The organism is Halomarina salina (assembly GCF_023074835.1).
Classification (GTDB): Archaea; Halobacteriota; Halobacteria; order Halobacteriales; family Haloarculaceae; genus Halomarina; species Halomarina salina.
Genome location: NZ_JALLGW010000001.1, coordinates 794,843 through 819,488, shown reverse-complemented (window position 1 = coordinate 819,488; position 24,646 = coordinate 794,843). Strand labels below are relative to the sequence as shown.

The 24,646-nt window shown below is 65.0% G+C and carries 25 protein-coding genes; 14 read left to right on the top strand and 11 right to left on the bottom strand.

Going from position 1 to position 24,646, the window contains the following annotated elements:
* Nucleotides 1-64: 64 nt before the first annotated feature.
* Entirely contained in the window at nucleotides 65-2,044 is a 1,980-nt protein-coding gene (locus tag MX571_RS04100; protein ID WP_247414312.1) for a DUF460 domain-containing protein, read from the top strand.
* 8 nt (nucleotides 2,045-2,052) lie between these two features.
* Here the strand turns inward: MX571_RS04100 and MX571_RS04095 are convergent, their stop codons facing one another.
* Both MX571_RS04095 and MX571_RS04090 read right to left on the bottom strand, forming a co-directional pair.
* Complete coding sequence (locus tag MX571_RS04095; protein WP_247414311.1) at nucleotides 2,053-2,241, bottom strand: DUF7470 family protein; 189 nt, start codon at nucleotides 2,239-2,241, stop codon at nucleotides 2,053-2,055.
* Nucleotides 2,242-2,365: 124 nt separating this feature from the next.
* Nucleotides 2,366-3,433: a zinc-dependent alcohol dehydrogenase family protein gene (locus MX571_RS04090; protein WP_247414310.1), complete on the bottom strand. Its 1,068-nt coding sequence runs from the start codon at nucleotides 3,431-3,433 to the stop codon at nucleotides 2,366-2,368.
* A 155-nt stretch (nucleotides 3,434-3,588) separates the two neighbouring features.
* Between MX571_RS04090 and eif1A the strand changes: the two genes are divergently transcribed.
* The 6 genes from eif1A (at nucleotide 3,589) to MX571_RS04060 (ending at nucleotide 8,428) form a co-directional block, all read left to right on the top strand.
* Nucleotides 3,589-3,873, top strand: a complete 285-nt coding sequence (eif1A, locus tag MX571_RS04085) for a translation initiation factor eIF-1A (protein ID WP_247414309.1) — start codon at nucleotides 3,589-3,591, stop codon at nucleotides 3,871-3,873.
* A 4-nt stretch (nucleotides 3,874-3,877) separates the two neighbouring features.
* Nucleotides 3,878-4,417: a nucleotidyltransferase domain-containing protein gene (locus tag MX571_RS04080; RefSeq protein ID WP_247414308.1), complete on the top strand. Its 540-nt coding sequence runs from the start codon at nucleotides 3,878-3,880 to the stop codon at nucleotides 4,415-4,417.
* On the top strand, nucleotides 4,414-5,277 hold the full coding sequence (gene rio1 / locus MX571_RS04075) for a serine/threonine-protein kinase Rio1 (RefSeq protein ID WP_247414307.1): 864 nt from the start codon (nucleotides 4,414-4,416) through the stop codon (nucleotides 5,275-5,277). The genes MX571_RS04080 and rio1 overlap by 4 nt, the downstream gene beginning before the upstream one ends.
* A 64-nt stretch (nucleotides 5,278-5,341) precedes the next feature.
* On the top strand, nucleotides 5,342-6,199 hold the full coding sequence (locus MX571_RS04070; protein ID WP_247414306.1) for an ArsR/SmtB family transcription factor: 858 nt from the start codon (nucleotides 5,342-5,344) through the stop codon (nucleotides 6,197-6,199).
* An 87-nt stretch (nucleotides 6,200-6,286) separates the two neighbouring features.
* Nucleotides 6,287-7,624: an MFS transporter gene (locus MX571_RS04065; protein WP_247414305.1), complete on the top strand. Its 1,338-nt coding sequence runs from the start codon at nucleotides 6,287-6,289 to the stop codon at nucleotides 7,622-7,624.
* Nucleotides 7,625-7,735: 111 nt separating this feature from the next.
* Nucleotides 7,736-8,428, top strand: coding sequence for a histidine phosphatase family protein (locus MX571_RS04060; protein ID WP_247414304.1), 693 nt, complete (start codon nucleotides 7,736-7,738; stop codon nucleotides 8,426-8,428).
* 9 nt (nucleotides 8,429-8,437) lie between these two features.
* Here MX571_RS04060 and larE read toward each other — a convergent pair whose 3' ends face one another.
* Nucleotides 8,438-9,385, bottom strand: a complete 948-nt coding sequence (gene larE / locus MX571_RS04055; RefSeq protein ID WP_247414303.1) for an ATP-dependent sacrificial sulfur transferase LarE — start codon at nucleotides 9,383-9,385, stop codon at nucleotides 8,438-8,440.
* Nucleotides 9,386-9,530: 145 nt separating this feature from the next.
* Here larE and MX571_RS04050 point away from each other — a divergent pair, with 145 nt between their 5' ends.
* The 3 genes from MX571_RS04050 (at nucleotide 9,531) to MX571_RS04040 (ending at nucleotide 13,514) form a co-directional block, all read left to right on the top strand.
* Nucleotides 9,531-9,833, top strand: coding sequence for a hypothetical protein (locus MX571_RS04050; RefSeq protein ID WP_247414302.1), 303 nt, complete (start codon nucleotides 9,531-9,533; stop codon nucleotides 9,831-9,833).
* 108 nt (nucleotides 9,834-9,941) lie between these two features.
* Nucleotides 9,942-11,936, top strand: a complete 1,995-nt coding sequence (locus MX571_RS04045) for a MutS-related protein (RefSeq protein WP_247414301.1) — start codon at nucleotides 9,942-9,944, stop codon at nucleotides 11,934-11,936.
* 456 nt (nucleotides 11,937-12,392) lie between these two features.
* Nucleotides 12,393-13,514 carry an ORC1-type DNA replication protein gene (locus tag MX571_RS04040; RefSeq protein ID WP_247414300.1) on the top strand — a complete coding sequence of 374 codons (1,122 nt, stop codon included), beginning with the start codon at nucleotides 12,393-12,395 and terminating at the stop codon, nucleotides 13,512-13,514.
* A 57-nt stretch (nucleotides 13,515-13,571) separates the two neighbouring features.
* Here the strand turns inward: MX571_RS04040 and MX571_RS04035 are convergent, their stop codons facing one another.
* Nucleotides 13,572-14,117: a CDP-2,3-bis-(O-geranylgeranyl)-sn-glycerol synthase gene (locus MX571_RS04035; RefSeq protein ID WP_247414299.1), complete on the bottom strand. Its 546-nt coding sequence runs from the start codon at nucleotides 14,115-14,117 to the stop codon at nucleotides 13,572-13,574.
* A 146-nt stretch (nucleotides 14,118-14,263) separates the two neighbouring features.
* Between MX571_RS04035 and MX571_RS04030 the strand changes: the two genes are divergently transcribed.
* On the top strand, nucleotides 14,264-15,091 hold the full coding sequence (locus MX571_RS04030) for a proline dehydrogenase family protein (RefSeq protein WP_247414298.1): 828 nt from the start codon (nucleotides 14,264-14,266) through the stop codon (nucleotides 15,089-15,091).
* A 71-nt stretch (nucleotides 15,092-15,162) separates the two neighbouring features.
* Here MX571_RS04030 and MX571_RS04025 read toward each other — a convergent pair whose 3' ends face one another.
* On the bottom strand, nucleotides 15,163-15,843 hold the full coding sequence (locus MX571_RS04025) for a DUF502 domain-containing protein (RefSeq protein ID WP_247414297.1): 681 nt from the start codon (nucleotides 15,841-15,843) through the stop codon (nucleotides 15,163-15,165).
* Nucleotides 15,844-16,014: 171 nt separating this feature from the next.
* Between MX571_RS04025 and MX571_RS04020 the strand changes: the two genes are divergently transcribed.
* The gene (locus MX571_RS04020) at nucleotides 16,015-17,256 is read left to right on the top strand and encodes an RNA-guided endonuclease InsQ/TnpB family protein (RefSeq protein ID WP_247414296.1); all 1,242 of its coding nucleotides are present in this window, start codon (nucleotides 16,015-16,017) and stop codon (nucleotides 17,254-17,256) included.
* A gap of 79 nt (nucleotides 17,257-17,335) precedes the next feature.
* Here the strand turns inward: MX571_RS04020 and MX571_RS04015 are convergent, their stop codons facing one another.
* The 5 genes from MX571_RS04015 to MX571_RS03995 form a co-directional block, all read right to left on the bottom strand.
* A complete protein-coding gene (locus tag MX571_RS04015) occupies nucleotides 17,336-17,494 on the bottom strand; it encodes a DUF7556 family protein (protein WP_247414295.1) in 159 nt (52 codons plus the stop codon).
* Between the two features lie 941 nt (nucleotides 17,495-18,435).
* Complete coding sequence (locus MX571_RS04010; protein ID WP_247414294.1) at nucleotides 18,436-19,077, bottom strand: hypothetical protein; 642 nt, start codon at nucleotides 19,075-19,077, stop codon at nucleotides 18,436-18,438.
* A 210-nt stretch (nucleotides 19,078-19,287) separates the two neighbouring features.
* Nucleotides 19,288-20,469, bottom strand: a complete 1,182-nt coding sequence (locus MX571_RS04005; protein WP_247414293.1) for a hypothetical protein — start codon at nucleotides 20,467-20,469, stop codon at nucleotides 19,288-19,290.
* Nucleotides 20,470-20,691: 222 nt separating this feature from the next.
* On the bottom strand, nucleotides 20,692-21,009 hold the full coding sequence (locus MX571_RS04000) for a hypothetical protein (RefSeq protein WP_247414292.1): 318 nt from the start codon (nucleotides 21,007-21,009) through the stop codon (nucleotides 20,692-20,694).
* 162 nt (nucleotides 21,010-21,171) lie between these two features.
* Nucleotides 21,172-21,675 (bottom strand): DUF7995 family protein, encoded by a 504-nt coding sequence (locus MX571_RS03995; protein WP_247414291.1) that lies wholly within the window; start codon nucleotides 21,673-21,675, stop codon nucleotides 21,172-21,174.
* Between the two features lie 247 nt (nucleotides 21,676-21,922).
* Between MX571_RS03995 and MX571_RS03990 the strand changes: the two genes are divergently transcribed.
* Both MX571_RS03990 and MX571_RS03985 read left to right on the top strand, forming a co-directional pair.
* A complete protein-coding gene (locus tag MX571_RS03990; protein ID WP_247414290.1) occupies nucleotides 21,923-23,296 on the top strand; it encodes a hypothetical protein in 1,374 nt (457 codons plus the stop codon).
* A gap of 153 nt (nucleotides 23,297-23,449) precedes the next feature.
* Nucleotides 23,450-23,740 (top strand): hypothetical protein, encoded by a 291-nt coding sequence (locus MX571_RS03985; RefSeq protein ID WP_247414289.1) that lies wholly within the window; start codon nucleotides 23,450-23,452, stop codon nucleotides 23,738-23,740.
* A 224-nt stretch (nucleotides 23,741-23,964) separates the two neighbouring features.
* Here the strand turns inward: MX571_RS03985 and MX571_RS03980 are convergent, their stop codons facing one another.
* Complete coding sequence (locus MX571_RS03980; protein WP_247414288.1) at nucleotides 23,965-24,228, bottom strand: hypothetical protein; 264 nt, start codon at nucleotides 24,226-24,228, stop codon at nucleotides 23,965-23,967.
* Between the last annotated feature and the right edge of the window lie 418 nt (nucleotides 24,229-24,646).

Genomic DNA, 24,646 nt, shown 5'->3' with positions numbered 1-24,646 from the left:
GAGTGCGCACGCAGGCGTCGCGCCCGGCGCGGAATTTAAGCCGAGCGTCGCCCTACCACACCTCGTGAGTACCCGCACGAGTGCGCTCGACGCGGTCGTGTTCGGCGTCGACGTGCAGAGCGGCGACGTCCGCGGCGACGCCCCCCAGTACGCCGTCGTCGCGTTCGACGGCGAACAGCTCGACCGGGACGTCGTCTCCCTCCGGAAGCTCCGACGGCTCGTCGAGCGGGAGAAGCCGGCGATGGTCGCGACGGACAACATGTACGAACTCGCGGCCGACAAGGACGCGCTCGTCCACTTCCTCGACTCGTTACCCGCCGAGACGAAGCTCGTCCAGGTGACCGGCGCGAACCGCCCGGAACCCCTCTCCAGAGTCGCCTCCCGCCACGGCGTCCCCTACGGGAAGAAGCCGATGAAGGAGGCCGAGGCGTCGGCCCGTCTCGCCGCGGCCAACGTCGGTCAGGAGGTCCGGGCGTTCTCCGACACGACGAGCGTCAAGGTCGCTCGCGGCCGCTCGACCGGCAAGGGCGGGTGGAGCGAGGACCGCTACACCCGGCGCATCCACGGCAACGTCCAGGGGAAGGCCCGCGAGGTCGAGCGGACGCTCGACGAGGCCGGGCTCGACTACGAGGTCGAGCGCGTCGAGAAGTACGGCGGCCTCTCGCGGGCGGTGTTCGAGGTGCAGGCCCGACCGCAGGACATCCCGGTCTCCCGGACCCGGTCGGGCGACGTCCGCGTCGAGATAGAGCGCGAGCGACGCGACGGCATCGAGTTCGAACCGCTCGCCAAGCGCCGCGACCACGTGTTCGTCGGCATCGACCCCGGCACGACCACCGCGGTGGCCATCGTCGGCCTCGGCGGCGAGGTGCTGGACGTCCTCTCGACGCGCACCGCCGACACCGCCGAGGTGACCGAGTGGATCATCGAACGCGGCCGTCCGCTGCTCGTCGCGGCGGACGTGACGCCGATGCCCGAGACCGTCGAGAAGTTCCGGCGGAGTTTCGACGCCGTCGGCTGGGAACCCGACCGGGACCTGCCGGTGGACACGAAACAGCACCGCACCCGCGAGGAGGGCTACGACGACGACCACCAGCGGGACGCGATGGCCGCCGCGCTGTTCGCCCACGACGCCCACGAGGACCAGCTCGACCGCATCGCGCGGAAGACTCCCGCGCCGCTGGACCTCGGCGAGGTGACCGCCCGCGTCCTCGGGCGCGACGAGAGCGTCGAGGCCGCCATCGACGCCCTCACCGAGGACGAGGAGCACGAGGAGGAGAGCCACGAGCACGTCGAGCGCGAACTGACTCCCGAGGAGAAGCGTATCAAGCGCCTCGAAGCCCGCGCCAACCGCCTCGAATCGCAGGTCGAGGACCTCCGCGGGACCATCGAGCAGAAGGACGAGCGCATCGCGGAGTACGAGGACGAACTCAGCGAGGCCCGCCGCGAGGAACGGCGCGAGGCCCGCGAGCGCCGCGAGGTGACCCGCCTCGAACGCGAGACCGAGCGCCTCGAACGCGAACTCGACGAGCAACGCGAGGCGACCGAGGACGCCGAACGGAAACTCGACCGCCTGAAGGACCTCTGGAAGCTCGACCACTCGAACTTCGCCGACGTGGCCGAGGCACGCCAGGGGCTCGTCCCCGTCAAAATCGTCGCCCAGTTCACGACCGGCGCTATCGACGCCGCCGACGAGCAGTTCGGCCTCGCCGCCGGCGACGTGGTGTTCCTCCGCGACGCCTCCGGCGCGGGCCGGTCCACCGCCGAACGCCTCGCCGAGACCGACCCCCGCGTCGTCCTGCGGCAGGGCGGCCTCTCGGACGCCGCCGACGAGGTGCTGTTCGACCAAGAGATACCGGTCGCTCCCGCCGAGATGGTCGACGTACAGGAGATAGACGAACTCGCCGTCGCCGAGGAGGCGGCCGTCGAGGCGGCCATCGACGACTGGGAGGACCGTGCCGCCGAGCGCCGGAAGGCGAAGCAGGGCGAGATGGTCGACCGCCTCATCAGCGAACACCGCGCCGGCGAGTCACGCAGCGACAGTTGACGACCCGCTCAGAACATCCCGTCCATCCCGAACGCGGACATCATCGACCCGATGAGCCCCCGGGCGACCAGTAGCAGACCGACGAGCATCAGCGCCATCCCGCCCGCGACGACGACGTTCTCCACGGCGACGAGCGCGATACCACCGACGAGCAGGAGGATACCCGCGACCCCCGTCGTACCGAGTTTGCCGAACATACCGGCTGAACGACGAGTGAACTGATAAAAGGCCGCGATTGCCGGGCTGAACTGACTGCGGGTGCTGTCGTACCGCGAGCGAGCGTCGGCGAACGAAACGCCCTCGCCGCGGCGAGACGGTGGCTTAGAACTCGTTACAGACGGGGATGCCGACGGTGCCGTAGTCGTCCATGCTGGAGACCACGTCGGGCACCTCCTCCAGCGAGATGGTCTCGGTGACGATGCGGCCGGGGTCGAGTTTGCCGGCGTCCATCATCGCGAAGATCTCCTCGTACTCGTGGGGCGGCATGCCGTACGAGCCGTAGAACTCGCGTTCGTCGGTGACCATCGTGTCGACGGGCAGGGACACCTCGCCCTCCTCCTCGCCCGTGGTGAGACCGATCTGGAGGTGCTGGCCGCCCTTCGCCAGCGAGTTCACCGAGTTGCGGCAGGTCGCGGCGATGCCGAGGGCGTCGACGCTCACGTCGACGCCGCGGGACTTGGGCGTGCACTTCTTGACCGCCTGGGGGACGTCCTGTACCTCGCTCGGGTTCACCGTCTCGGCCGCGCCGAGTTCGCGGGCCATCTCCAGGCTCGCCTCGTCGATGTCGACGGCGACGACCCGGCCGCCGAGGGCGTCGGCGACGTGGACCGCCGAGAGGCCGACGCCGCCACAGCCGTGGACGGCGACGGTGTCGCCCGGTTCGACGTCGACGCGGTGGGCGACGCCGTGGAACGCGGTGGCGAAGCGGCAGCCGAGACCGGCCACGTCGACCGGGTCGATGCCGTCGGGAATCTTGACGGCGTTCTGGTCGGCGACGCGGATGGGGAACCGCTCGGCGAACGCTCCGGGCTGGAACTGGACGAATCCCATCGGAACTGACTTCTCGCAGATGTTCCCCCGCCCGGCCCGACAGTGGCGGCAGGTGCCGTCGGACATGTTGAACGGCGTCGTCACGCGGTCGCCGACGCTGACCCGCGACACCTCGTCGCCGACCTCGACGACGCGGCCGACCGGTTCGTGGCCGAAGACGAGACCGGGCGTCATCATGAGTCCGATCCAGTCCCAGTCGCCGGTCCAGGCGTGCCAGTCCGACCGACAGACCCCGCAGGCTTCCGTCTCGACGACGACGCCGTCGTCGTCACACTCGGGTGGGTCGACGTTCTCGACTGTCATCGGCTCTTCCGCTCCCTGGAACACGACGGCGCGCATGGAATCGACTGCACGCGCCGCCCTGATAACTGTGGTGCGTCGACACACAGGCCACCTATCCGTGGTGAGCCGAACGCGGCGCTCACCGGGTCACACCGCGGGCGGACGGCCGAACCGCTGCAAGCTTTAACCGTCCGCTCTGCGAAACGCCCCTCATGAGCGACAGCGACAGCAGGAAGGACCTGCGTATGCCCGACGACGACGAGGTGTTCGCCGTCGTGACCAACATGCTCGGGGCCAACCGGGTGGAGGTGCGATGCATGGACGGGAAGGACCGAACCGCCCGGATACCGGGGCGGATGCAGAAGCGCATCTGGATCCGCGAGGACGACGTCGTACTCGTCGAGCCGTGGGACTGGCAGGACGAGAAGGCCGACATCGCCTGGCGATACGAGAAGCAGGACGCGGACCAGCTCCGACGCGAGGGCCACATCCAGTGACACGATGACCTTCTCATCGTCGGCCCCGCACCGCGACGCCCTCCTCGCGCTGTGTGACCGACTGCCGAGCGACCTGCCGTGGGCGGTGACGGCGAGCGAGAACCTCGCGCTCCGGGGGTTCGACGTCTCGCCGGGCGACGTCGACCTCGCGACGACCGCCGACGGCGTCTACCGCATCGAGGAGCTGTTCTCCGACCACGTCACACGCGACGTGGTCCCCCCAGAAGAGGCCGAGACCGAGACGATTCGCTCGCACTTCGGTGCGCTGTCGCTCCACGGCACCGAGGTCGAGTTGATGGGCGACGTCGAGCACCACATCGACGGGGAGTGGGTCGCCGACCCACCCGTCGCCGAGGTGCGCGAGTTCCGCACCGTCGAGGGACGCGAGGTACCAGTGATACCCCTCGACGTCGAGGCCGCGGGCTACCGCGCCAGAGGAGAACCGGACCGGGCCGCCGCCATCGAGGCTCGTCTGGAGGCAGCACGCGACGAGGATGCCGAGCGCGCGACCAATTCCGCCGTCCCCGAGGAGGCTCGCCGATGAGCGAGGAGGAGTACGGCCTGCTCGACGTCGACAACGTCGAGGGGTTCGGCGACGAGTGGGAGGAGGTCGACGTCTCGGACACGGAGGCCGACCGCATCGCCCGCAAGCGCGACCGGAAGTTCCTGGAGTTCCGCAAGCGCATCAAGAACTCCGAGCGGCTGAAGGTCGACGACTCGGTGTTCGACGAGGCGACGTACGCCGCCATCTACAAACTCGTCCAGGACGGCCACATCGACGCCTTCGGCGGCCCCATCTCGACGGGCAAGGAGGCGGCCGTCTACAACGCCCTCGGCCCCGACGGCACCGTGGCCGTGAAGGTGTACGCCATCTCCGCGAGCGACTTCAAGCAGATGCGCGACTACCTCGACGGCGACCCCCGGTTCGAGGGCATCGGCAACGACAAGCGCAAGGTGGTGATGGCGTGGGTCCGCAAGGAGTTCGCGAACCTCAAGCGCGCGAAGGAGGCGGGCGTCCGGGTGCCCGACCCCATCGCCGTCGAGCGGAACGTCCTGGTGATGGAGTTCGTCGGTAGCGAGGCGGGCGACCGGGGCCGCCGCCTCGCCGAGGTGGAGGTCGAGAACCCCGAGACGGCCTACGAGGTGGTCCGGGAGTACACCCGCCGCCTCTACGACGCGGGCCTCGTCCACGGCGACCTGAGCGAGTACAACATCGTCGTCCACGACGGCGAGCTCGTCGTCATCGACCTCGGGCAGGCGGTCACCGTCCACCACCCGAACTCGCGGGACTTCCTCGAACGCGACTGCCGGAACGTGGCGAACTTCTTCGCCCGGCAGGGCGTCGACACCTCCGGCGAGCAGTTGCTGGACTACGTGACGAGCGAGGCGGACCCCGAACCGTAGCGTCCCGATAGCCAACGGTGAGCTCCCCGAGAGCTATTTGTCTTCGTCAGTCCACGAGCGTCGTATGAGCCGCGACTCCGACGACCCGGCCGAGGCGTTCTCGGCTCTCTCGGACCCGAAGCGCGTCACCATCCTCCGGACGCTCTGGAAGGCCGACGGTCCGATGGGGTTCTCGGAACTCCGCGAAGCCGTCGGGATGCGCGACTCCGGGCAGTTCAACTACCACCTCGGAAAACTCCGCGACCGGTTCGTGGTAGACGGCGACGAGGGCTACCAACTCAGTGTGGCCGGTCGGCGCGTCGTCGGCGCGCTGCTGTCGGGGGCGTACACGGGTGACGAGTCGGCGGTATCGAGCCCGCTCGGTCAGCCCTGTCCGAGCTGCGGAGGCGAGGTGACGTTCCGCTACGAGGACGACCGCGTCTGGTTCGACTGTGAGGACTGCGAACTGACCGCCACGAACACCATTCCGCCCGGTGCGTTCGCGGGCTACGACACGGCCACCTACCCAGAGGTCGCCCAGCGGTACCTCCGAACACGTATCCAGCACCTTTCATCGGGGTTCTGTACCACCTGCGAGGGTCGCGTCCGGATCAGCGTCCGTCGCGTTGGCGATATCTGGCCCGAGGAGGCCGGTTCGCTCGACGACCTCCCCTTCGTCGTCTACGACTGCGAGCGCTGTGGCGACCGGGCGACGACCGACCTCGGACTGGCGTTGATCGACCGATCCGCCGTCATCGCGTTCTACCACGACCACGGCGTCGACGTTCGTGAGCGACCGCTCTGGTCGTTCGTCTCGTTACACGACTCGGCCGTCGACTCGGCGGACCCGTTCCGCGCGTCGGCCACCTTCCGTGAGGGCGACGGTGCGCTCACGCTCACGGTAGATGACGAACTCACGGTCCGGGGAGTGGAACACTACTGACGGCCGACAGAAACGAACTTCTGTGAGTCGCCGAACAGAAATGTCGTTCTGATTACCTATATTCCCCACCCCCTCCCAGAGAGGTGTATGTCTAGTCTCTTCCGGAACGCGAACTTCGCCCGCCTGTTCGCCGGGCGGGTCGTCACCAACGCGGGTGACAGCCTCTACTACGTCGCCTCGATGTGGCTCGTCTACGACCTCACCGGGTCGTCGTTCTACACCGGGCTCGCGGGGTTCCTCGTGCTCGCACCGAGCGCCTTCCAGTTCCTGTTCGGCCCGCTCGTCGACCGCGTCTCGCTCCGCAGACTGCTCGTCGGCACGCAACTCACGCAGGCGGTGGTCGTCCTCACGGTCCCGCTGGCGTTCACGCTCGGCTATCTGAACGTCTGGGTCGTCCTCGCCGTGATGCCGATACTCTCCCTGCTCAACCAGCCGGTCTACCCGGCACAGTCCGCGGCGCTCCCGCGGCTGGTCGAGCGTGACGAACTCGTCCGCGCGAACTCGCTGTTCGCGCTGGCCTACCAGGGCATCGACGCGGGGTTCAACGCCCTCGGCGGCGTGCTCGTCGCCGTCGTCGGCGCGACGGCGCTGTTCGTCCTCGACGCGGCGACGTTCGTCGCCGCCGCCGCCCTGTTCGCTGGCCTCCGGGTGCGGGCGGCGGGGGAGACGAGCGACTCGGTCGGCGGACCCGAGGACGCCCCCGATACGGCAGAACCGGTCGCCGCCACCGACGGTGGGGCCGACGAGACGGCCGAGCGACCCGACGGTGGTGAGGAACCGACGGGAGCCGGCGACGACCCGACCAGCTACGTCGCGGACCTCCGCGAGGGTATCGCGTTCCTCCGTGGGACGGTGATGGGGAAGGTGATGCTCGGCTCCGTCGTGGTCAACGGGACGTTCGGTGCCGCACTCGCCGTCCTGCCGGCGTACGGCGACATGCTCGGTGGGGAGATCGCCTACGGACTGCTGACGGCGGGCGTCGGTGGCGGGCTGTTCGTCGGCGCGCTCGCCGCCAGTCGATTCGAGGACTACGCCTTCGGGTGGCTCAACGTCGTGAGCTTCCTCGTCGGGGCGGTGCTGTGGGCCGCCGCCGTCACCGTCGGGTGGTTCCCCGGAACGGTCGCACTGCTCGCGCTCGCGCTGGTCCCCGTCGGCGTGACGAACGTACTGTTCTCGGCGCTCGTTCAGTCGCTCGTCCCCGAAGCGATGCTCGGCCGGGCCAGCGCGGTGATGGGCAGCATGTCCTCGGCGGCGACTCCCGTCGGCGCACTCCTCGGTGGCGCTGCTGCGGACGCGTTCGGCGTGACCGTCGTGTTGTACGTCACCGCGGCCGGGCTGTTGGGACTGGCCGTGTACCTGGCGTCTATCCGCCAGTTCCGTCGCCTCCCGCGGATTTCTGACGTGGAGACGCTCGCAGTCGAGTGAGTTCTCGGTGCTGACTGGTTGACGTCTGTGTCTGGAACGTCTGGGAACACCGGTGGCGGGTCCATCATTCCATCGCGAAGAATCAAGCCGCTAGCCCAGGAGACCTACACCATGCCAACGATTCTCCTGATGCGACACGGGGAGACGCCGTGGAACCGCGACCAGCGGATGCAGGGGTGGGCACCCGTCCCGCTGGCAGACCGCGGTCACGAACAGGCCAGCGCCGCGGCCGAGCACGTCGCGGGAACGTACGACGTGGACTGCGTCGTCTCCTCGGACCTACTTCGGACGCGCGAGACGACCGAGCGCGTCCGCGAGACGCTCGGCGACGGCCTGCCCGTCGAGTTCTCCGACGCGTGGCGCGAACGCGACATCGGCGTCTACCAGGGCCTGACCTACGGCGACATGCGCGACCGCTTCCCGACGTTCGCGCTGGGCGAGACGGCCGCCAGAGCCGCCACAGAGGTCCCCGAGGGCGGCGAGAGCATCGTCCAGATGCGCGAGCGGGTGCTTGAGGGCTGGCGAGCGGTCGTCGAGCGGTCGGGGACGACGCTCGTCGTCACCCACGGCGGCCCGATTCACCAGGTGCTCGGGCACGCGAAGGGGATGGACGCCACGTCGGCGGTCATCGAGCACACGCAGGCGAACTGCGCGCTCAACGAGTTCGGCGTCGACGTCGCCGCCGACGAGTCGACGGACGAAACGCCGTCGGTCGAGGTACGACGCGAGAACGCGACGCCGTGGCAGGACGGCATCGGGGTGCGGTCGCGGGAGGGGTTAGAGCAGAGCGAGGAGTCGAACTGACGGCCCGACCTACCGCGACGGGTACTCCGTCTCGAAGACCTGCGTGACCTCGCTGGTCGAATCGTCGTCGGTCGTCGCTCTGTCTGTCGCCACCGTCTCCTCCGTCGGTGACTCCTCCGTCGCTGACACGTCCGTCACCGACTCGTCGCTCTCTGGGCTCACGCTACCCGTCGCGTAGCCGTGGAGGTCCAGCGTGACGTGGTCGAAGCCGACGGAGTCGCAGTGCTCGCGGGCCGCTCGGACGAACTCGGGGTCGAGCGCGCGGTCGAGTTCGTCGTCACCCACCTCGATGCGAGCGAGGCCGTCGTGGTCGCGGACGCGGAACTGCTCGAACCCCCACTCGCGGAGCAGCGACTCGGCGCGTTCGACCCGAGAGAGGCGCTCCTCGGTCACTTCGATGCCGGTCGGGATGCGCGAGGAGAGACACGCCATCGCGGGTTTGTCGGCGACCGAGAGGCCGTAGTCGCGAGCGATGTCGCGGACCTCCTCCTTCGAGATGTCGTGGGCGAGCAGCGGCGAGAGGACGTCGAGTTCGGCGACGGCGCGCAGTCCGGGGCGGTGGCCCTCGCCGGGGTCCGAGGCGTTCGTGCCGTCGCAGACGGTGTCGATGCCCAGCGACCGGGCGTGGTCGTACATCGCGCCGAGGCGCATCGTCCGGCAGTGGTAGCAGCGTTCGCCGTCGTTCTTGACGAACGCTGGGTCGTCCAGCTCCGAGAACTCGACGACTTCGTGGCGGATGCCGACCTCCTCGGCGACGCGGCGGGCCTCGTCGAGTTCCGCGTCGGGGAGCGTCTCGCTCTTGGCGGTGCAGGCGACGGCGTCGTCGCCGAGAGCCTCGCGTGCCAGTGCGGCGACGACGCTCGAATCGACGCCGCCGGAGAACGCGACGAGGACGCCGTCTCGCTCGGCGATGGCGTCGCGGGCGGCGTCGCGCTTGGTCGCTGTGTGGTCGTCCATAGCGGGGAGTCGGGAGCGACGACCAAAGCCCTCACGTCCGGCGGCGAGGTGCCTCGGCGGTGAGGGGTCGAGACGGGACACGCCAACGAGCGACAGGCAGGGGCGAGCACAACGCTCACCACGGTGGCGCGAGTCGAGAGCGCACATGTCCGGGCGAGACGACACCGACGACGCGCGACTGCGCGAGGACGCCCCACAACTCATCGGGCAGGCGGCCGGTGGGAGTCACATCTACTACGACGAGGGCGGTCGGACGATGTTCGAGGGGCCGTCGCCGGAGGAGTTACGGGGCGACCAGCGCGTCAACGAGCAACCGGTCGGGAGCCGGGGCGTCGGCGGCATCGTCGACGCCATCAACGATCGGGAGGGCTGGGACTGGCTCTCGGAGTTCGCCAAGGAGCGCGTCCTGGGCGGCGAGGACGGCGAGGAGCCGAGCCAGTCGAACTGACCGGCGGCACCGCGACCGACGGTCCGGTCGACAGACCCGCCGACCCGAACGAGAGCACACCACACGCGGAGCGACGGACCTTTGACAGCCGACTGCAACGACGGGGGTATGGACCTCGAAGCCATCCAGGGTGTCGGCGCGAAGACGGCCGACCGGCTTCGACAGCTAGAGGACGCCGAGCGAGCGCTCGAAGCGGGCGACGTCGCCGCGCTCGCACGGGCACCCGGCATCACCGAGGGCACCGCCGCCCGCATCGCCCGGAACGCCATCCGGGAACGGCACGGCGACACCGAGGCGTTCCTGCGGACCGACCGCGCCCGCGAACTGTACCGTCAAGCGCTCTCGCTCCTGCAAGAGCGGGCGGTGACCGACTACGCCCGGAAGCGACTGGAGACGTTCTACCCGAGCGCCAGCGCGTCGCGCATCGAGGAGGTGCAGGCGTTCGTCGCCGAGGCGCGCGACCACGACCCGTCGCCCGAGGTACGGGAGGCGCTGGGCGACGTCGAACCGCTGACCGAACCGCGCGGCCTGCGCGTCCGGGACCGCTGCGTGGCGACCGGTGACGCCGAGACGTATGCCCGCGCCGAGGAGGCGTTCCCCGAGGTGAGCGTCGAACTCGTCGAGGACTCACGGGGCATCGCCGAACTCGCGCGGGGCTACTCGACCGTCGTCGTCCTCGACGAGCGGTTCGCGGGCCTCGACATCGACGGCGACGTGCGCGTCCTCCCCGACGCGTTCGACCGGGTCGACGAGGTCGTTCCCGAGCGCCTGCTGCGCTTCTTCGCGGACAACCGCTCGCGACTGGCCGCCGCCGCCGCCGTCCACGAGGCGGCCGGGCTGGACCCGCCGTGTGACCTCGACGCGCTCCGGAGCGGCCTCGCGCGACTGACCGAGGACGGCACCGTCGAGGGCGACGACGAACTCCACCGCCTGCGGGACGCGGTCGACGACCTCGACGTGGCCGTCTCGACGGCCGAGAGCGTCGCCAACGACCGCCTCCGCGACGCCATCCAGTCACAGGACGTCACCATCGAGGGCGCTGACCTGCTCTCGCTGGTCGAGCAGGGCGCGCGGGTCGACTCGCTCCTCGAAACCGAACTCGCGGACGAGTTCGACGCGGCCATCGACGCCGCCCGCGACCACCTCGCGGACGCGCTCGACGTCCCCGACTACGCGGATCTCGTCGAACAGGCGTTCGTCGAGGACCCGACGTTTCCCGTCGAACACGAGGAGGGCGCCGTCAACCGCCTGCGTCGAGAGCTCAAGGCCGCCCGCGACCGCCGGGCCGCGGAGCTGAAGGCGACGCTCGCCGCCGACCTCGCGGACCTGCGGGAGCCGGCCGAGCGGCTCGTCCAGGCGGCGCTGGACCTCGACGTGGAACTCGCAATCGCGCGCTACGCCGCCGACTTCGACTGCACCGTCCCCGAGTTCACCGAGCGGGACGGCGACGCCGGAACGGGGCTGGTCGTCGAGGGGGGACGGTCTCCCCTGCTGGACGTCGCGTTCGAGGACGTCGACCCCGTCGACTACGGCGTCGAGGGCGTCGCGCTCCTCTCCGGGGTGAACTCGGGGGGCAAGACCTCGACCATCGACCTGGTGGGCCTCGTCGTCGTGCTCGCACAGATGGGCCTGCCCGTGCCCGCCGAGCGCGTCGAACTCCGCCGGTTCGACGCGCTCCACTACCAGGCGAAGAGCCAGGGAACGCTCGACGCGGGGGCGTTCGAGGCGACCCTCCAGGAGTTCGGCGACCTGGTGGAGGGACCGGGCACGCGCCTCGTCCTCGTCGACGAACTGGAGTCCATCACCGAACCCGGTGCGAGCGCCCGCATCATCGCGGGCATCCTCGAATCGCTCCACGAACAGCAGGCGACGGCGGTGTTCGTCTCGCACCTCGCCGGCGAGATTCGCGACGCGACGGGGTTCGAGGTGCAGGTCGACGGCATCGAGGCGGTTGGGCTCGTCGACGGCGAGTTACAGGTGAACCGCTCACCGGTGAAGGGCCGACTGGCGCGCTCGACGCCCGAACTCATCGTCGAGAAACTGGCCGACGACGCGGGCGACGGCGACGGGTTCTATCGGCGGTTGTTGGCGAAGTTCGAATAGCGCGGTTCGGAGCGAACGAGCGAAGCGAGTGAGTGAGAACCGCGGAGCTACGAGCGGCGGACGGACGTGAGCCGTGAGGAGTAGCGAGGCGCGACCATCGGGAGCGCCTCGTAACGAAGCGGGGAGCGCGAGCGACCCGCAGAGTAGCGTGGTTCTGAGCCGCGCGGAACGTTCGGTGCCGCTGGAAACCGGCGGCGGAGCGGCCGGTGACGAGCCCAGCGAGTGACACGAGCGAGAATCTCCGGCAGCCGAGCGGTGACCGAAGGGAGCCGCGAGGAGAGCACGGGTCGAAGTGCCCCGCGAGCGGAGTGACCCGCGAGCCGGTGAGAGCACGCGAGACGGGCATCTTCGACGCCGAGCGTGGTGTGAAACGAACCGTGAGCCTCCCGTCGACGGACGTGTCAGACGGGTGTCCTCCCAACAGTTAAGTCGTCTCAGTAGCGAGGTGAAAGTGAAATGGCCGACGACGAGATGCTGTCGTGGGACGAGTCCGTCTTCCGCGACGAGCACGTCTTCGAGATAGACTACGTCCCGGAGACGTTCTACCACCGCGACGAGCAGATGCAGAACCTGAAGTACGCGCTCAGGCCCGCTGCGCGCGGTTCCCGGCCGCTGAACGTGATGGTTCGCGGTCCGCCGGGGACCGGCAAGACCACGGCCGTCGGGAAACTGTTCGACGAACTGCAGGCCGTCTCGGACGTGAACGTCGCGCAGGTGAACTGCCAGGTGGACTCGACGCGCTACGCCGTCTTCTCGCGCCTGTTCGAGGAGATGTTCGAGTACGAACCGCCGACCAGCGGCATCTCGTTCAAGAAGCTGTTCGGCCAGATAACCGACCGCCTCGTCGAGGACGACGAGGTGCTGGTCGTCGCGCTCGACGACGTGAACTACCTGTTCTACGACGACGAGGCCAGCGACACGCTGTACTCCCTCCTTCGCGCGCACGAAGCCCACTCGGGGGCGAAGATCGGCGTCGTGCTGGTCTCCTCCGACCTGGACCTCGACATCATCGAGGAACTGGACACGCGCGTCCAGTCCGTGTTCCGCCCCGAGGAGGTGTACTTCCCACGGTACGACGAACCAGAAATCGCGGACATCCTCCGCGAGCGCGTCGAGTACGGCTTCGTCGAGGGCTCCTGTGGACCCGAGATTATCGACCAGGTCGCCGACCTGACGGCGGACACCGGTGGCGACCTGCGCGTCGGTATCGACCTGCTCCGTCGCGCTGGGCTGCAAGCCGAGATGCGTGCCTCGCGGAGCGTCGAACTGGAGGACGTCGACTCGGCCTACGACAAGTCGAAGTACGTCCACCTCTCGCGGCACCTGCAGGGCCTGTCTGACTCCGAGCGTGCCCTCGTCGGCGTCATCGCCGAACACGACGGCGAGCGGGCTGGCGAGGTGTACGAGGCGTTCGAGGAGGAGACGGGACTGGGCTACACCCGCTACTCCGAACTCATCAACAAGCTCGACCAGCTGGGTCTCATCGACGCCACCTACACCAGCGTCGAGGGACGCGGCCGGTCGCGGACGCTGTCGCTGGCGTACGACGCTGGTGCGGTGCTGGAACGGCTGGACTGAGAATTCTCTGGGGACGAACACCAGCGAGCGAACTCCCAGTCGTGGATAAACTGTCCTCTACCAGGGTTCGTCTTTCAGTCCCAGCACGTACGCGATGGCGTTCGTCCCGACGTGGAGCAGCGGCGTGACGATCAGGACGAGGCCGACGGTCGGTCGGGTGAACGTCCGCCTGAACCAGTCGGGCGCGACGAGGCGAGCGAGCGCCAGTGCCCCGGCGACGAAGTCGAGCTGGTCGAGGCCGGGGACCATGGCACCGCGAGCGCGGCCCGACCGGCGTTTGAGGAACGACGCACCGATGTCGCCGAGCATCGCACCTGCTGCGAGAGCGACCCCAGCACGAACGGAGAATCGGGGGAGCGACCACGACGTCGGCCCTTCGACGCGGGAGGCGATGCGGTTCAGTCCGAGTGCGGCGAGCGTGCCGACGAGGACGCCCGCCGCCGTTCCGCGCCACGTCTTCCCGTCGCCGAGGAGTCGTCGCCCGTTCCACTCCCGGCCGCCGTCGATGGGTGGGCCGCCGCCGAAGAGGACGGCCGCGTTGTTCGGGAGGTACGCGGGGAGCATCGCCCAGAGCGCGGCGACGAGCGAAGCGAGTCCGGTCATACCCGACGTGCTCGCGGCGGTGAGTAAACGCTGTCGGAGGCCGTCGTCGGGGGAGCGTGATGGGTGCGAGCGCTACCAGACCCGACGAGCGGGAGCGAACGGACGGATAAACACGCTCAAGTCGCCGGGCGGCAGAACTTGCCAGCATGATACCTCCGGTCGCGGACCGATTCGTCGCGGGTGAGGACGCCGCCGCGGTGCTGGACCACGTCCGACGGATGGAGGCGTCGGGCGTCAAGAGCATCTGCAACCTGCTCGGGGAGCACTACCAGGAGCGCGACCCGGCCGACGAGGACGCCGCCGCGTACCGCAGTCTGCTCCGGGACATGCCCGACTCGCTCGACGCCTGCGTCTCGGTGAAGCCGTCGCAACTCGGGTTGCAGGTCGGCCCGAGCGTGTTCGAGGAGAACCTCGCGAGCATCGTCGCGGTGGCCGAGGAGGAAGGGCGGTTCGTCTGGGTCGACATGGAGGACTACACCACCATCGACACCACCATCGACGCGTTCGAGGCGAACGTCGCCGACCACCCGGAGATGGGCCTGTGCGTCCAGGCGAACATGAAGCGTACCGACGACGACCTGCGGGAGCTCGTGGAGTATCCCGGCAAACTCCGACTCGTCAAGGGCGCGTACGACCCGCCGCGGGAGCTCGCTCACCAGGGGAAAGCGGCTGTGAACGAGGCGTACGAGCGACACCTGGAGTTCCTGTTCCGCGAGTACGACGGCACGGTCGGGGTCGGAAGTCACGACCCGGCGATGGTCGAGCGAGCCATCGAGCTACACGAGGAACACGGCACCGACTTCGAGATACAGATGCTGATGGGGGTCCGGGAGGACGCGCAGGTCGACCTCGCTCGCGAGTACGAGGTGTACCAGTACGTCCCCTACGGCAGCAGGTGGCTCTCGTACTTCTACCGGCGCGTGCTCGAACGGAAGGAGAACGCGCTGTTCGCGCTCCGGGCGATACTCTCCTGAGCGAGCGCCGAGCGAACGGCGAGCGAACGACGGGCGAGTCGAGAAGGGGGCGACAGCAAGTGTCGTGGGTGTCAGGCGTCGTAGGCGTCGTCAGCGTCGGCGCGGAGCGATGGCATCTCCTCGTTGACGTCGATCTGGACGCCGCTCTCCTTCGCGTCGCCGAACCCGGCCGAGAGGATGCGGGTGAGGGCGTCCTCGACGGTCTCGTCGACCTCGGTGTAGTCGTTCGGTTCGACCTCGACGACGAACCCGGTGGTGATGTTCGGGGCGGTCGGGAGGAACAGCAGTTCGCGGCCGTCCGCCGAGCGTTTCCCGGTCTTGAACGCGGTCATCCGCATCCCGTTCCACGTCTCGACCTTGACGGGGCTCTGGAGGTCCTCGGGCCCGGAGACGGCGGTCTCGACCGCCATCTTCGAGGCGTTGTAGACCACACGCAACCCCGGCAGTCGGTTCATCGTCGAGTCGATACCGCCCTCGACGAGATTGCCGAACGTGGTCCGCATCATGTAGCCGACGGAGAGCGTGAGCAACAGGAGGATGGCGAGCAACAGCGCCACCTCGACGTAGGAAGCGTACCAGGGGACCTGGTCGGCGACGTAGTTGGGGTCGCCCTGGTTCGGCCAGATGTCGATGAGACCGAGCGCGGCGAGTCGGACGAACAGCCATCGCAGGATGTAGAGGGTGACGAGGACGGGACCGAGGACGATGAGGCCGCTCGCGAAGTCGCGCTTCCACGAGCCTAGCGAAGCCATTGAGCAAGCAAAACGGGTGGGAGACTATCAGCCTTCCGAGATCTCAAGAGAGGGTATCACCCTCATAACGGACTGCTCATCGACTCAATAGAGAGACTGGACCCAGAGGTTTATATACCATACCGCGGCCAGATAACGCTGTCTCCCACTGCGGCCGTGGAACAACCATCAATGCGCACGATTCGAACGTTCGAAGCGACGGTCACGAATCAACGTCAAGTGAGTGACCACCTTGACGCACTCGGGGTCGCAGCTTCGAAGCTTTGGAACGTAGCCCGATACTACATCCAAGAACGGTGGGAAGCAACGGGAGAGATACCCGAAGGTAGGGAGCTAAAATCCACGTTGAACAGTCACGAGCGCTATAGGGATCTGCATTCGCAGTCCAGTCAGCGCGTTTTCGAAGAACTCGTTGAAGCGTTCGACAGCTGGCAGGCGAAACGCCAGAACGGGGATGACAATGCTCGGCCCCCTGGCTATCGCAAACGGAATGGCTCTCACCCACGGTCGACGGTCACGTTCAAAGCAGACGGATTCAGACACGATGCACGACATCGTCGCGTTCGTCTCTCGAAGGGAACGAATCTCAAGGAACGGCACCTGGACTTCATTCTCTGTGAGTATCGTACGCGCCCCGATATCGATCTCTCGGAGTGGCGGATTCAGCAAATTCGGGCAGTTCACAAGCGTGGAGAGTGGCGATTGCAGTTCGTCTGTCGAACGACGATTGATCCTGAACCGCCAGGGGCCGGTACCGCAGGAATCGACTTGGGGATCAGCAATATCGCCGCGCTCTCGTTCGGCGGCGAGTCAATCCTGTTCCCCGGTAACGTCCTGAAGCAAGATGAGTACTACTTCGGGAAACAGAAAGGAAAGTGTGACGACTCACAGTCGAGCCAGCGAAAACGCCTCGACAGGATACGTACCGAGCGTCGAACCCACTTCATCCATACGTTGACGAAGCACATCGTCAGGGAGTGTGTCGAGAGAGATATCGGAACGGTCGCCGTGGGTGACCTCAACGGAATCCGAGTTGACGACACGGGCGAGACTCGCAACTGGGGGACACGCGGGAATCGGGACCTACACAGCTGGGCTTATGACCGATTCGTATCGATCCTCCGGTACAAAGCTGAGGCCGAAGGCGTCACGGTCGAGCAAGTGTCAGAACGTGGTACCTCGGCGACCTGCTCCGTCTGTAAGACACGAGACGGCGATCAGCGCGTCGAACGCGGATTGTACGTCTGTGAAACCTGTGATACCGTGGCGAATGCTGACGTGAATGGGGCCGAGAACATACGACGAAAAGTAACTCCGAATCCAGCAGTGGATAGGAGTACCGGCTGGTTGGCACAGCCAGCGGTCCATCTGTTCGATCGAAGTGTGGGGCGGTTCGCTCCACGCGAGAACTGAGAATGGGTCGCAAACCAGAATTTCCCAACGATCATCGGGAACCCTTCAATCACTTTGGTGGGGGATGTCAACAGCCTTCCTACCGATTCTCATCGAGAACGACTGCCTGCCTCAGCGGCACCGAGAGCCACGCGTCGTCGCGCGAGATGTCAGCGATGACAAGTCGCTGCTCCGAGATAGCAGCCATCACCTCGCCGTCATCGCTCAGGTCCGTCCGGGCCGCTGAGTTGCGTGACATTACCTGACAGTATCTATCATCCAGCTATAAACATATCGGAACTGGTTGCCGGTTGTATTCAGCGGGGGCTGACCAACCCGGTCACAGTCAACCGGCACCCCTCATAGACCATTGGGAGGATTTATCAAAAGTGTCAGTGATACGACAGAGATTTGAATACTATTCAGTCGAAGGAGTGAGCATGAAGGGCCCTTCGTCGGATGAACGTGTACTCACGCTACTCGGAGTAATATTGTCTTTCATCGGCCTTATACTCGTAGTTCGGACATGGAACCCGGCGCTTTCCGTGATACTCATTGGGGATCTCAACAATTATGATTTCATCCCGTTGTACTTTCTGATCGGGTTACTCATCATCACAAAGGGTATCGGACAGATACTCACTGCAGCGAGATGGAAAGAGTCTCGGGAATAATCGCTCAGGTTGGGGACTTACTGGCTGAACTAGATTATGCACCACGGCGCGGGCTAGTCAATAAGTCGGTTATATCCACGCAGGGCCATTCAAAGAGTGCTCACCTCCCAACCCCAGTCCGGTATGGATTTCTCCCTTGTCGCGGTAGTAGGGAAGAAAACCAAAACGGGATTGAAACAGCGAGGAGCACTACCGGAAGCCTCCGTTGACGCGTGTCACAGTAGGAAAGACCCCAAAACGGGAGTGAGGCTACCGAGCCAATCGGTACTCAGCGCCGACGGATGGTCATTCTGCTGATTCCGAGAGCAGCGTCAGATTATCGTCGGCGTGACAGTCGGTACACTGCGCACTATGAGGCGACACAGTCGTCCGCCAGACACACCCACACGCGCCGCACTCGTACTCGTATTTTGTGCGTTCCTTGCCTCCACCGTCAAGCACGTCTTCGACATCGTCAAGCAGTCCCATGATGCGTTATTATATGATTGTATTCCCTCGCAGGAAAAAGTCTTTCTCCACTATCGAATTAATCACGTGTGCTCGACCCAAAGCGTTTCACCAACGACGGGGATGCAACTGTGTCGGACTGGCGGTACTTGTCGTCACGCCCTCTGAATGCCTGTTCGCTTCCTTCGAGAAAATCTCGTGTCTGATTCTTGGTCACGTGATCGTCAATCCACCCATAGGGTCGGAAGAACCCTTCCTGTCCGTTGGAACGCATGACGATGATTTGCTCCGCATCACCCAGTACTGGAATGTTGGCGTTGTGAGTTGCTGTGATTATTTCGTGGTCGTGGTTGATGTCGCGGAGGAGGCTCACAACTTCCAAGAAGATGGACTGGTTGCCGAGCACGTCTTCAGGTTGGTCAATGATGAGAGGGATATCGCGTTCGATCATCGTAATCGAAAGCAGTGCTGTGCACTGCTGACTATCGGACATCTGATTGAGGGATTTCCATCCGCCGTCGTTCAGTTCGATGATGGGTTGATGGAGGAGGCAGAACAGTTCGAGTTTGACTACCTGCTCACGGAGGTCGTCATGATCGACGAAGTTCTCCGCTCCTGTGGGAGAGATGTCGGTCTGTGCGACGAGTCGTTTCGTGTCACGTTCACGAACGATGGTCGGAGCATCCGTGGGTCGAAGTCGCCCCGATCTGCTCCTTATCATCGGTATACACGCGAGAGCCCTCGAAGACGTGCTTTCGAAACCGGTTCTTCAGTCGAGTAGTTGGGGTGGGATCTGATGCCCGCACGGAGCGATAATTGCTACACTCGGGCCGACGACCGTTACACTCACGATAGGACCGTCACAGGTAGGACAACAGTTCTCATCAGAATCGAGGTTGGACATAGAACTCGATAAAATAGCGATACCGATTCAGTTCGACACCTGCGTGAACCGCTCACGCAGCGCTTCCTCACGGGACTCGAACTGCTCGACCGCGTCCCGAAGATCGTCTCCGACCTGTTCGATGCGGGCCTGCCCACGCCCACTGGTCAGCCCTTCCTGCTCGACCTCTTCTGTCTGCTGCTCGTAGGCCTGCTGAACGCGGTCGATGGTCGCCTCGGGGTTGAATAGGACGTCGTTGGCGACGCGCTGATAGCCGTCGAGTGACGTCCCCTCCTTCCCGCGGAAGTGATGGGTCAGCGCGTACGTCGCGCCCGAATGCAGCGTCCACATATCGATCTCGAAGGGGTTCACTGCGTTCGCCCGCACGTCGCTAGCCGCCTGCTCGGCGAGATACTGCGGAAAGTCAAGTAAGTCGTAGAACCCCACCACATCGAACGGCAGGTCCGTGAACTCGAGCGTCACCCCCTGGGCCGCGTCGATGAACCCCGCGAGGTCGTCCGCAACGAGATCGAGTTGTCCGAGAATCTCCTCCCACCAGTCGTCGAATGCCTCGACACCGCCGACATGTCGCACGACCTCTTTGTTGGTGAGCGACCGGATCGAGTTCGCGCACGCGGTATCACGCGCAAAGCCTTCGACGTACACCGCGTGGCCGCCGAAGAAGTCATAGCCCGACGTGACGCCCATCGTGATCGGGTCACGTCGGTCGGACAGCGTCACCTCCAACCCGTCGAATAGTACGTCCATGTGGACTTCCCCACCCCCGCGATACTGCCTGATCTCGCCGAACGCCACCTCCGCCAGTCGACGGCCGTCGACGGTCTGTTCGCGGAGAACCCGTTCGAGGGGTGCGTACACCTCGACGGGATTTAGGATGGTGTACGAGTCCGAGGGGACGTGGAACAGCGGGTCCACGCTCTCGCTACCGCTTCCATCGGCCACGTTCTTACCACCACCGCCCGTCGCCTGCTGACGAAGCCGCGAGGGTTCGGCGACGGCGTTGAACCGCTCGGTTTCGACCCACTCGTCGCTTACCGGATTCCGGTAGGCGACCTCGGTGGTCGTGGCTCGCGGGAGGTCGCGAATCGCTTCGGAGAACGTCATCACCTCGTCTGTGTCGTCAACGCGGTCAGCGTACCAAGCGGGGAGTGCTGTGTCGGTGCGACTGTCGATGCCAGCGAACACGTGCCGGCGTCCTGGTTCTTGCATTTCAGACACCTCTCAATCGGTCACGGCTGACCGGCAGGACACACACGCCCTGCACCCCTCGCGGGGCAGAACAACCAACGTGCGGAGACGACAGCGGTTCAGTCGCTCCGTTCTCCATGACGGTCGCCGCGAAGCGGACGGGGTCGACACCACTGGTGACTCGGGAGTCATCCAGCCAACCGGAACCGACCACGGGCGAGGGAGTGAACGCGAGACGGGGCATCACTCCGAGGGCGGCTGTTCGTACAGATTTGGATGTCGTGCCGAGGTGCCGTCCAGCGCTCGTTGCGTCGCATCTGTCTGGGCGATCAGCCGCGACTGCTCGCTTCCTCGGTCGCCACGCTGGTCAATCTTCGAGCGGTCATCGACACCGAACTCGCTGGCTGCGGGCTTAGCACGCCGCGTGTCGCGCTCGCGATAGTCGACGGCCGCGCCGAAATCCGCTAGTGACGTCTCGACGCTCGTCTCGGTCACTTCGAGCGCGCCGTTCGCGTCGAACGCTGCTTGGAATCGAACCTCAATTTCAGAATCGTCTGACATTATCGCGCCTCCGGCGCTCCGGGCGCGTACAGACCGACCACAAGGCGGGTCACCGACGAGTCATGCTTTCACTGGTTACTACCTGTGAACCTGTCTGGTAGCACTCTCCCGTCGGTCAGAAGGGACTTTCGGCGTCGGGAAAGTGGCCACTCGCCCTCGCCGTCAGTAGTGAACGTCCGCAGGGACGACCCACAGGAACAAATCGGCGTCGCGTTCTCGAGCCAGCAGCCGATCGAGCGTTTCGCGGTCCCGAACCCCCTGCCCCGACCCATCGTAGAGGGAGATCGGTGGGCCACGACGCGCACCGAGACGTCGACAGGTATAGCGGGCGAGTTCGACGTCACGCATCACATCTGCATCCGAGAGTCGGTCGAGTGTGTCTCGAGCACGGGCGAGGTCACGCTGGAACTCACGTTCGGTCGCTGCCCACCCGCGGTCGATGAGTCGCCGGCCGGCAGGGGAGTCAGCACGAACGACGGTCGGGAGGTCGCCCCACCGCGCAGGGCCAGCGACCGTCGAGGAGTCGTCGTCGAACGTCACGTAGTAGTCGAATACCGGTGCGATCTGCAAGTCGGGCCCAGTCAGCCCATCAAAGACACTGTGCGCGCGGGCCAGCGCGTCGCTTGCAGTCGATGCCTCCACGAGTGCGTAGATCAGTTGGTGCATCTTGGTCGTCCGCTGACGGGTTCAGGTCCGCCAGCACCCATGCTGGCGAGAACAAACATGCCGTGTCAAAAGCCACGGAACAGTGACGATTCGAGGCGAGGTGGTACCGACGAATATCGGTCGTGTTGGCTCTCGGTTGTGTGCGTTCGATTCACATTCACCGTTTCTGACGGAGGACGGAATGCACCATTTTTGTGAGTGTATGAAAATCGGATAAGTTTATCAATATGTAATTCTGCGAAACTGTATGGACAATTCGAAGGATACGGTTGAGTCAGTTCGGAGGCGGCGATTGCTCCTCGCCGCCGGGGGTACGGCCACGATGACACTCGCTGGCTGCCTCGGCGAAGAGGATGCACAGCAAGAACCAGCGATCAAAGACAGTGATGGGGATGGAGTTATCGACTCGAAAGACTACGCGCCGAAAGACGGGTCAGTCCAAGAGCGGTCGGATCTCGCTGGCGAGCCAGGCAAGCGAACCACGACGCCCGTCACCCGGACAGCGACACCGACGCCGACGCCGACTCCAATGGCAACGCCGACACCGACCGCTATAACTACCCGAACACCGACTCCTGCGCCACCGACGAACACGATCACCGTAGAGGGCGACTTTAACATCTCTCATATCGAGGAGTACTCCTCGGAACGTCTTGGGATGATTCTCACAGGTGCAGACCCGAATCTGAGCCAGTTCAGCGGGTTGGAATCCACGGTGTTTGCGATCAACGAGGACGGAGACATGCTCGACGTTGTGGGCCGAGGGGACCCGATCACCTATCGCAACGCCGACACTCGATCGAGTGTCGATCTCGATGTGTCGAGTCTCCCAACCGAGACCCGATTCCAGCTGTTCGTCCTCTTGCTCCCCGAAGGACGAGCACTCGAAGAGGTCGATAGCTCGGAAGTGGTAACGATTCATCAGACAGATTTCATCGAGAAGGAATCGAACGGCCAGCTTCGACGAACGGCTCAGCCAGCGGCGTTGCAGGCCCTTTCAGATAGCGAGAGTGAGAATCACGAACTGCTCGTCAAAGAGGGGGCGATCAGCGTCAAACTCAGTGGTCGCTCGCAGGGACAGCAGTTCACGACGAGCTATTACCTGTACAAGCATGCTTACCTGGCCGCTCGAAAGCGCAGTCACAGCCGCTCACGCTCGGAGTTCGTCACCTACGAGATGAACAGCGGCTTCGCCTCGTTCTTCGGCAATCTGTTCACGGAGGACGCGCGAGCGTTGGGACTCGAAAGCGACGTGTCAATTGCGAACTTCGCTATCGATGTCATCCAGCACATCCCGTACGTCCCCGACGACGTGTCGACGGGGTACGACGACTACACGAAGTACATCGCCGAGGTGATGGGTGACTGTGGTGGGGACTGTGAGGACACGTCGGTGCTCCTCGCGTCGCTACTGCAGCTCGAACCGTTCGGCTACGATACAGTCCTCATCCAGCCACCGGGACACATGGGTGTTGGCATCCTCGGTGACGACTCCATGACAGGTTCCTACTGGGAGTATCAGGGCGAGAAGTACTACTACATCGAAACGACTGGTATCGGGTGGGCCGTGGGAGATTATCCCGACGATCTCGGGGACGACGCGTACGTCTATCAAGTGTAGACGTAGGCGCTGCATCACCTGAGAGCCATCTTTCTTTCATCAGAATTCACCAGATTCAGCTGATAGACTTGTGCCGCGAGTCTGACAGCGGGGTCCACATCGACAGGCAGGTCAGTCATAATGAATTTACCAGCAGGGTATCTACGCGTTGATATGGCAGTCGCCTCCGTCGCCCGGTACACGGGAAGCGCCCTCGACCTGACCCTCGCACTCGGGTTGCTTGGTATCGCCGCTCTCCACGCCGCTGCGGGAGTGTTCACGGCAGTCCTTCCAGCGATTGGTGGTCTCGGGCTACTCGGAGCAGCAGTGGCACTCGCACCAGTTAGTCGACGCCGAATACGCCGACATGCAACCGGTCGTGACGACGTGATACTCTTCGTCGGAACACTCGTCGTCGCTACCATCTGCTTCGGCGGGTTCTTCGTGCTCGGAACCGCCTTCTGACTCGCGCTGAGTGTGAAGAGTGTTAGACTCACGCTCTGCGTCTATCAAAACCGGCAATCAACGCAGCACGCGTTCTTAGTCGTCGTCGCCAACGAGCGGCCGGAGCCGACGTGGTACGTACGACCGCTAGCGTCCCCTCGACGATGGAGGCCATCGTCGCGGAACTGGGCTTCGAACCAGCCGCCGAGGACCCGACCCACCGCGTACTGCGGTTGTAACTGTCTTCAGGCCGAGTGAACGTGTCCCGTGGCTGCGAGCGTCTGCTTCGCCAGCACGCGGGCGTCCAGCGGTGCGTCCAGCGAGCGAGTTATCTCGCGCAGCGCCGCCGCCGCCAGTTCGTTCCCGTCGGCTGCGAGGTCACCCAATCGCTCGACGGCTGCCTCGCTCTCCTGTGCGCCGTCGACGACCGCCTCGTACAGCGCGTCAACCTGCCGGTCCATCCACCGCGCGCCAAGCCACCACGGAAGCAGCGTTCGCATTCGTCCCACACTGCGCCCTCCACGAACGGGCTGATAAAAGTAACAGAATAGTACACAGTCTCAAATATTAAATAAACAAAATTTCAGTAGTGTGTGTTTCAAATATACTTCTGACAGTCACGTCTTCCGAGGAAGTGTCGACAGAGTCGGGCATCCACAGGTAGCTGTAAACCGTCCTCAAAATCCGTGTGTACGGTTTGTACGACCGGTGTAACTGCACAACTATTCATCCATGGTTGACGGCGGTTCCTCATGGTTCTGGTCAGTAGGGGTATCCTTTGTGGGGATTACATACGTCGACGACAGTCACCTCGATAGACTCACGCTCTGTGTCTCTCGATAGCGCAGAGTGAGCGACACGTGCCGTGAGTGTCTCAGTACATATTCTGTGGCCGAACATACATATGTGGAAGCAATAATACATTCG

Bases quoted from the DNA above. Each gene is read 5' to 3' on its own strand.
- MX571_RS04065 (WP_247414305.1), top strand. From the start codon at position 6,287: ATGTCTAGTCTCTTCCGGAACGCGAACTTCGCCCGCCTGTTCGCCGGG.
- larE (WP_247414303.1), bottom strand. From the start codon at position 9,385: ATGGACGACCACACAGCGACCAAGCGCGACGCCGCCCGCGACGCCATC.
- MX571_RS04035 (WP_247414299.1), bottom strand. From the start codon at position 14,117: ATGACCGGACTCGCTTCGCTCGTCGCCGCGCTCTGGGCGATGCTCCCC.
- MX571_RS04060 (WP_247414304.1), top strand. From the start codon at position 7,736: ATGCCAACGATTCTCCTGATGCGACACGGGGAGACGCCGTGGAACCGC.
- MX571_RS04080 (WP_247414308.1), top strand. From the start codon at position 3,878: ATGACCTTCTCATCGTCGGCCCCGCACCGCGACGCCCTCCTCGCGCTG.
- MX571_RS04000 (WP_247414292.1), bottom strand. From the start codon at position 21,009: ATGTCAGACGATTCTGAAATTGAGGTTCGATTCCAAGCAGCGTTCGAC.
- MX571_RS04015 (WP_247414295.1), bottom strand. From the start codon at position 17,494: ATGTCACGCAACTCAGCGGCCCGGACGGACCTGAGCGATGACGGCGAG.
- MX571_RS04095 (WP_247414311.1), bottom strand. From the start codon at position 2,241: ATGTTCGGCAAACTCGGTACGACGGGGGTCGCGGGTATCCTCCTGCTC.
- eif1A (WP_247414309.1), top strand. From the start codon at position 3,589: ATGAGCGACAGCGACAGCAGGAAGGACCTGCGTATGCCCGACGACGAC.
- MX571_RS04045 (WP_247414301.1), top strand. From the start codon at position 9,942: ATGGACCTCGAAGCCATCCAGGGTGTCGGCGCGAAGACGGCCGACCGG.
- MX571_RS04010 (WP_247414294.1), bottom strand. From the start codon at position 19,077: ATGATAAGGAGCAGATCGGGGCGACTTCGACCCACGGATGCTCCGACC.
- MX571_RS03990 (WP_247414290.1), top strand. From the start codon at position 21,923: ATGGACAATTCGAAGGATACGGTTGAGTCAGTTCGGAGGCGGCGATTG.
- rio1 (WP_247414307.1), top strand. From the start codon at position 4,414: ATGAGCGAGGAGGAGTACGGCCTGCTCGACGTCGACAACGTCGAGGGG.
- MX571_RS04090 (WP_247414310.1), bottom strand. From the start codon at position 3,433: ATGCGCGCCGTCGTGTTCCAGGGAGCGGAAGAGCCGATGACAGTCGAG.
- MX571_RS03985 (WP_247414289.1), top strand. From the start codon at position 23,450: ATGGCAGTCGCCTCCGTCGCCCGGTACACGGGAAGCGCCCTCGACCTG.
- MX571_RS04040 (WP_247414300.1), top strand. From the start codon at position 12,393: ATGGCCGACGACGAGATGCTGTCGTGGGACGAGTCCGTCTTCCGCGAC.
- MX571_RS04030 (WP_247414298.1), top strand. From the start codon at position 14,264: ATGATACCTCCGGTCGCGGACCGATTCGTCGCGGGTGAGGACGCCGCC.
- MX571_RS04050 (WP_247414302.1), top strand. From the start codon at position 9,531: ATGTCCGGGCGAGACGACACCGACGACGCGCGACTGCGCGAGGACGCC.
- MX571_RS04070 (WP_247414306.1), top strand. From the start codon at position 5,342: ATGAGCCGCGACTCCGACGACCCGGCCGAGGCGTTCTCGGCTCTCTCG.
- MX571_RS04005 (WP_247414293.1), bottom strand. From the start codon at position 20,469: ATGCAAGAACCAGGACGCCGGCACGTGTTCGCTGGCATCGACAGTCGC.
- MX571_RS04025 (WP_247414297.1), bottom strand. From the start codon at position 15,843: ATGGCTTCGCTAGGCTCGTGGAAGCGCGACTTCGCGAGCGGCCTCATC.
- MX571_RS03995 (WP_247414291.1), bottom strand. From the start codon at position 21,675: ATGCACCAACTGATCTACGCACTCGTGGAGGCATCGACTGCAAGCGAC.
- MX571_RS04020 (WP_247414296.1), top strand. From the start codon at position 16,015: ATGCGCACGATTCGAACGTTCGAAGCGACGGTCACGAATCAACGTCAA.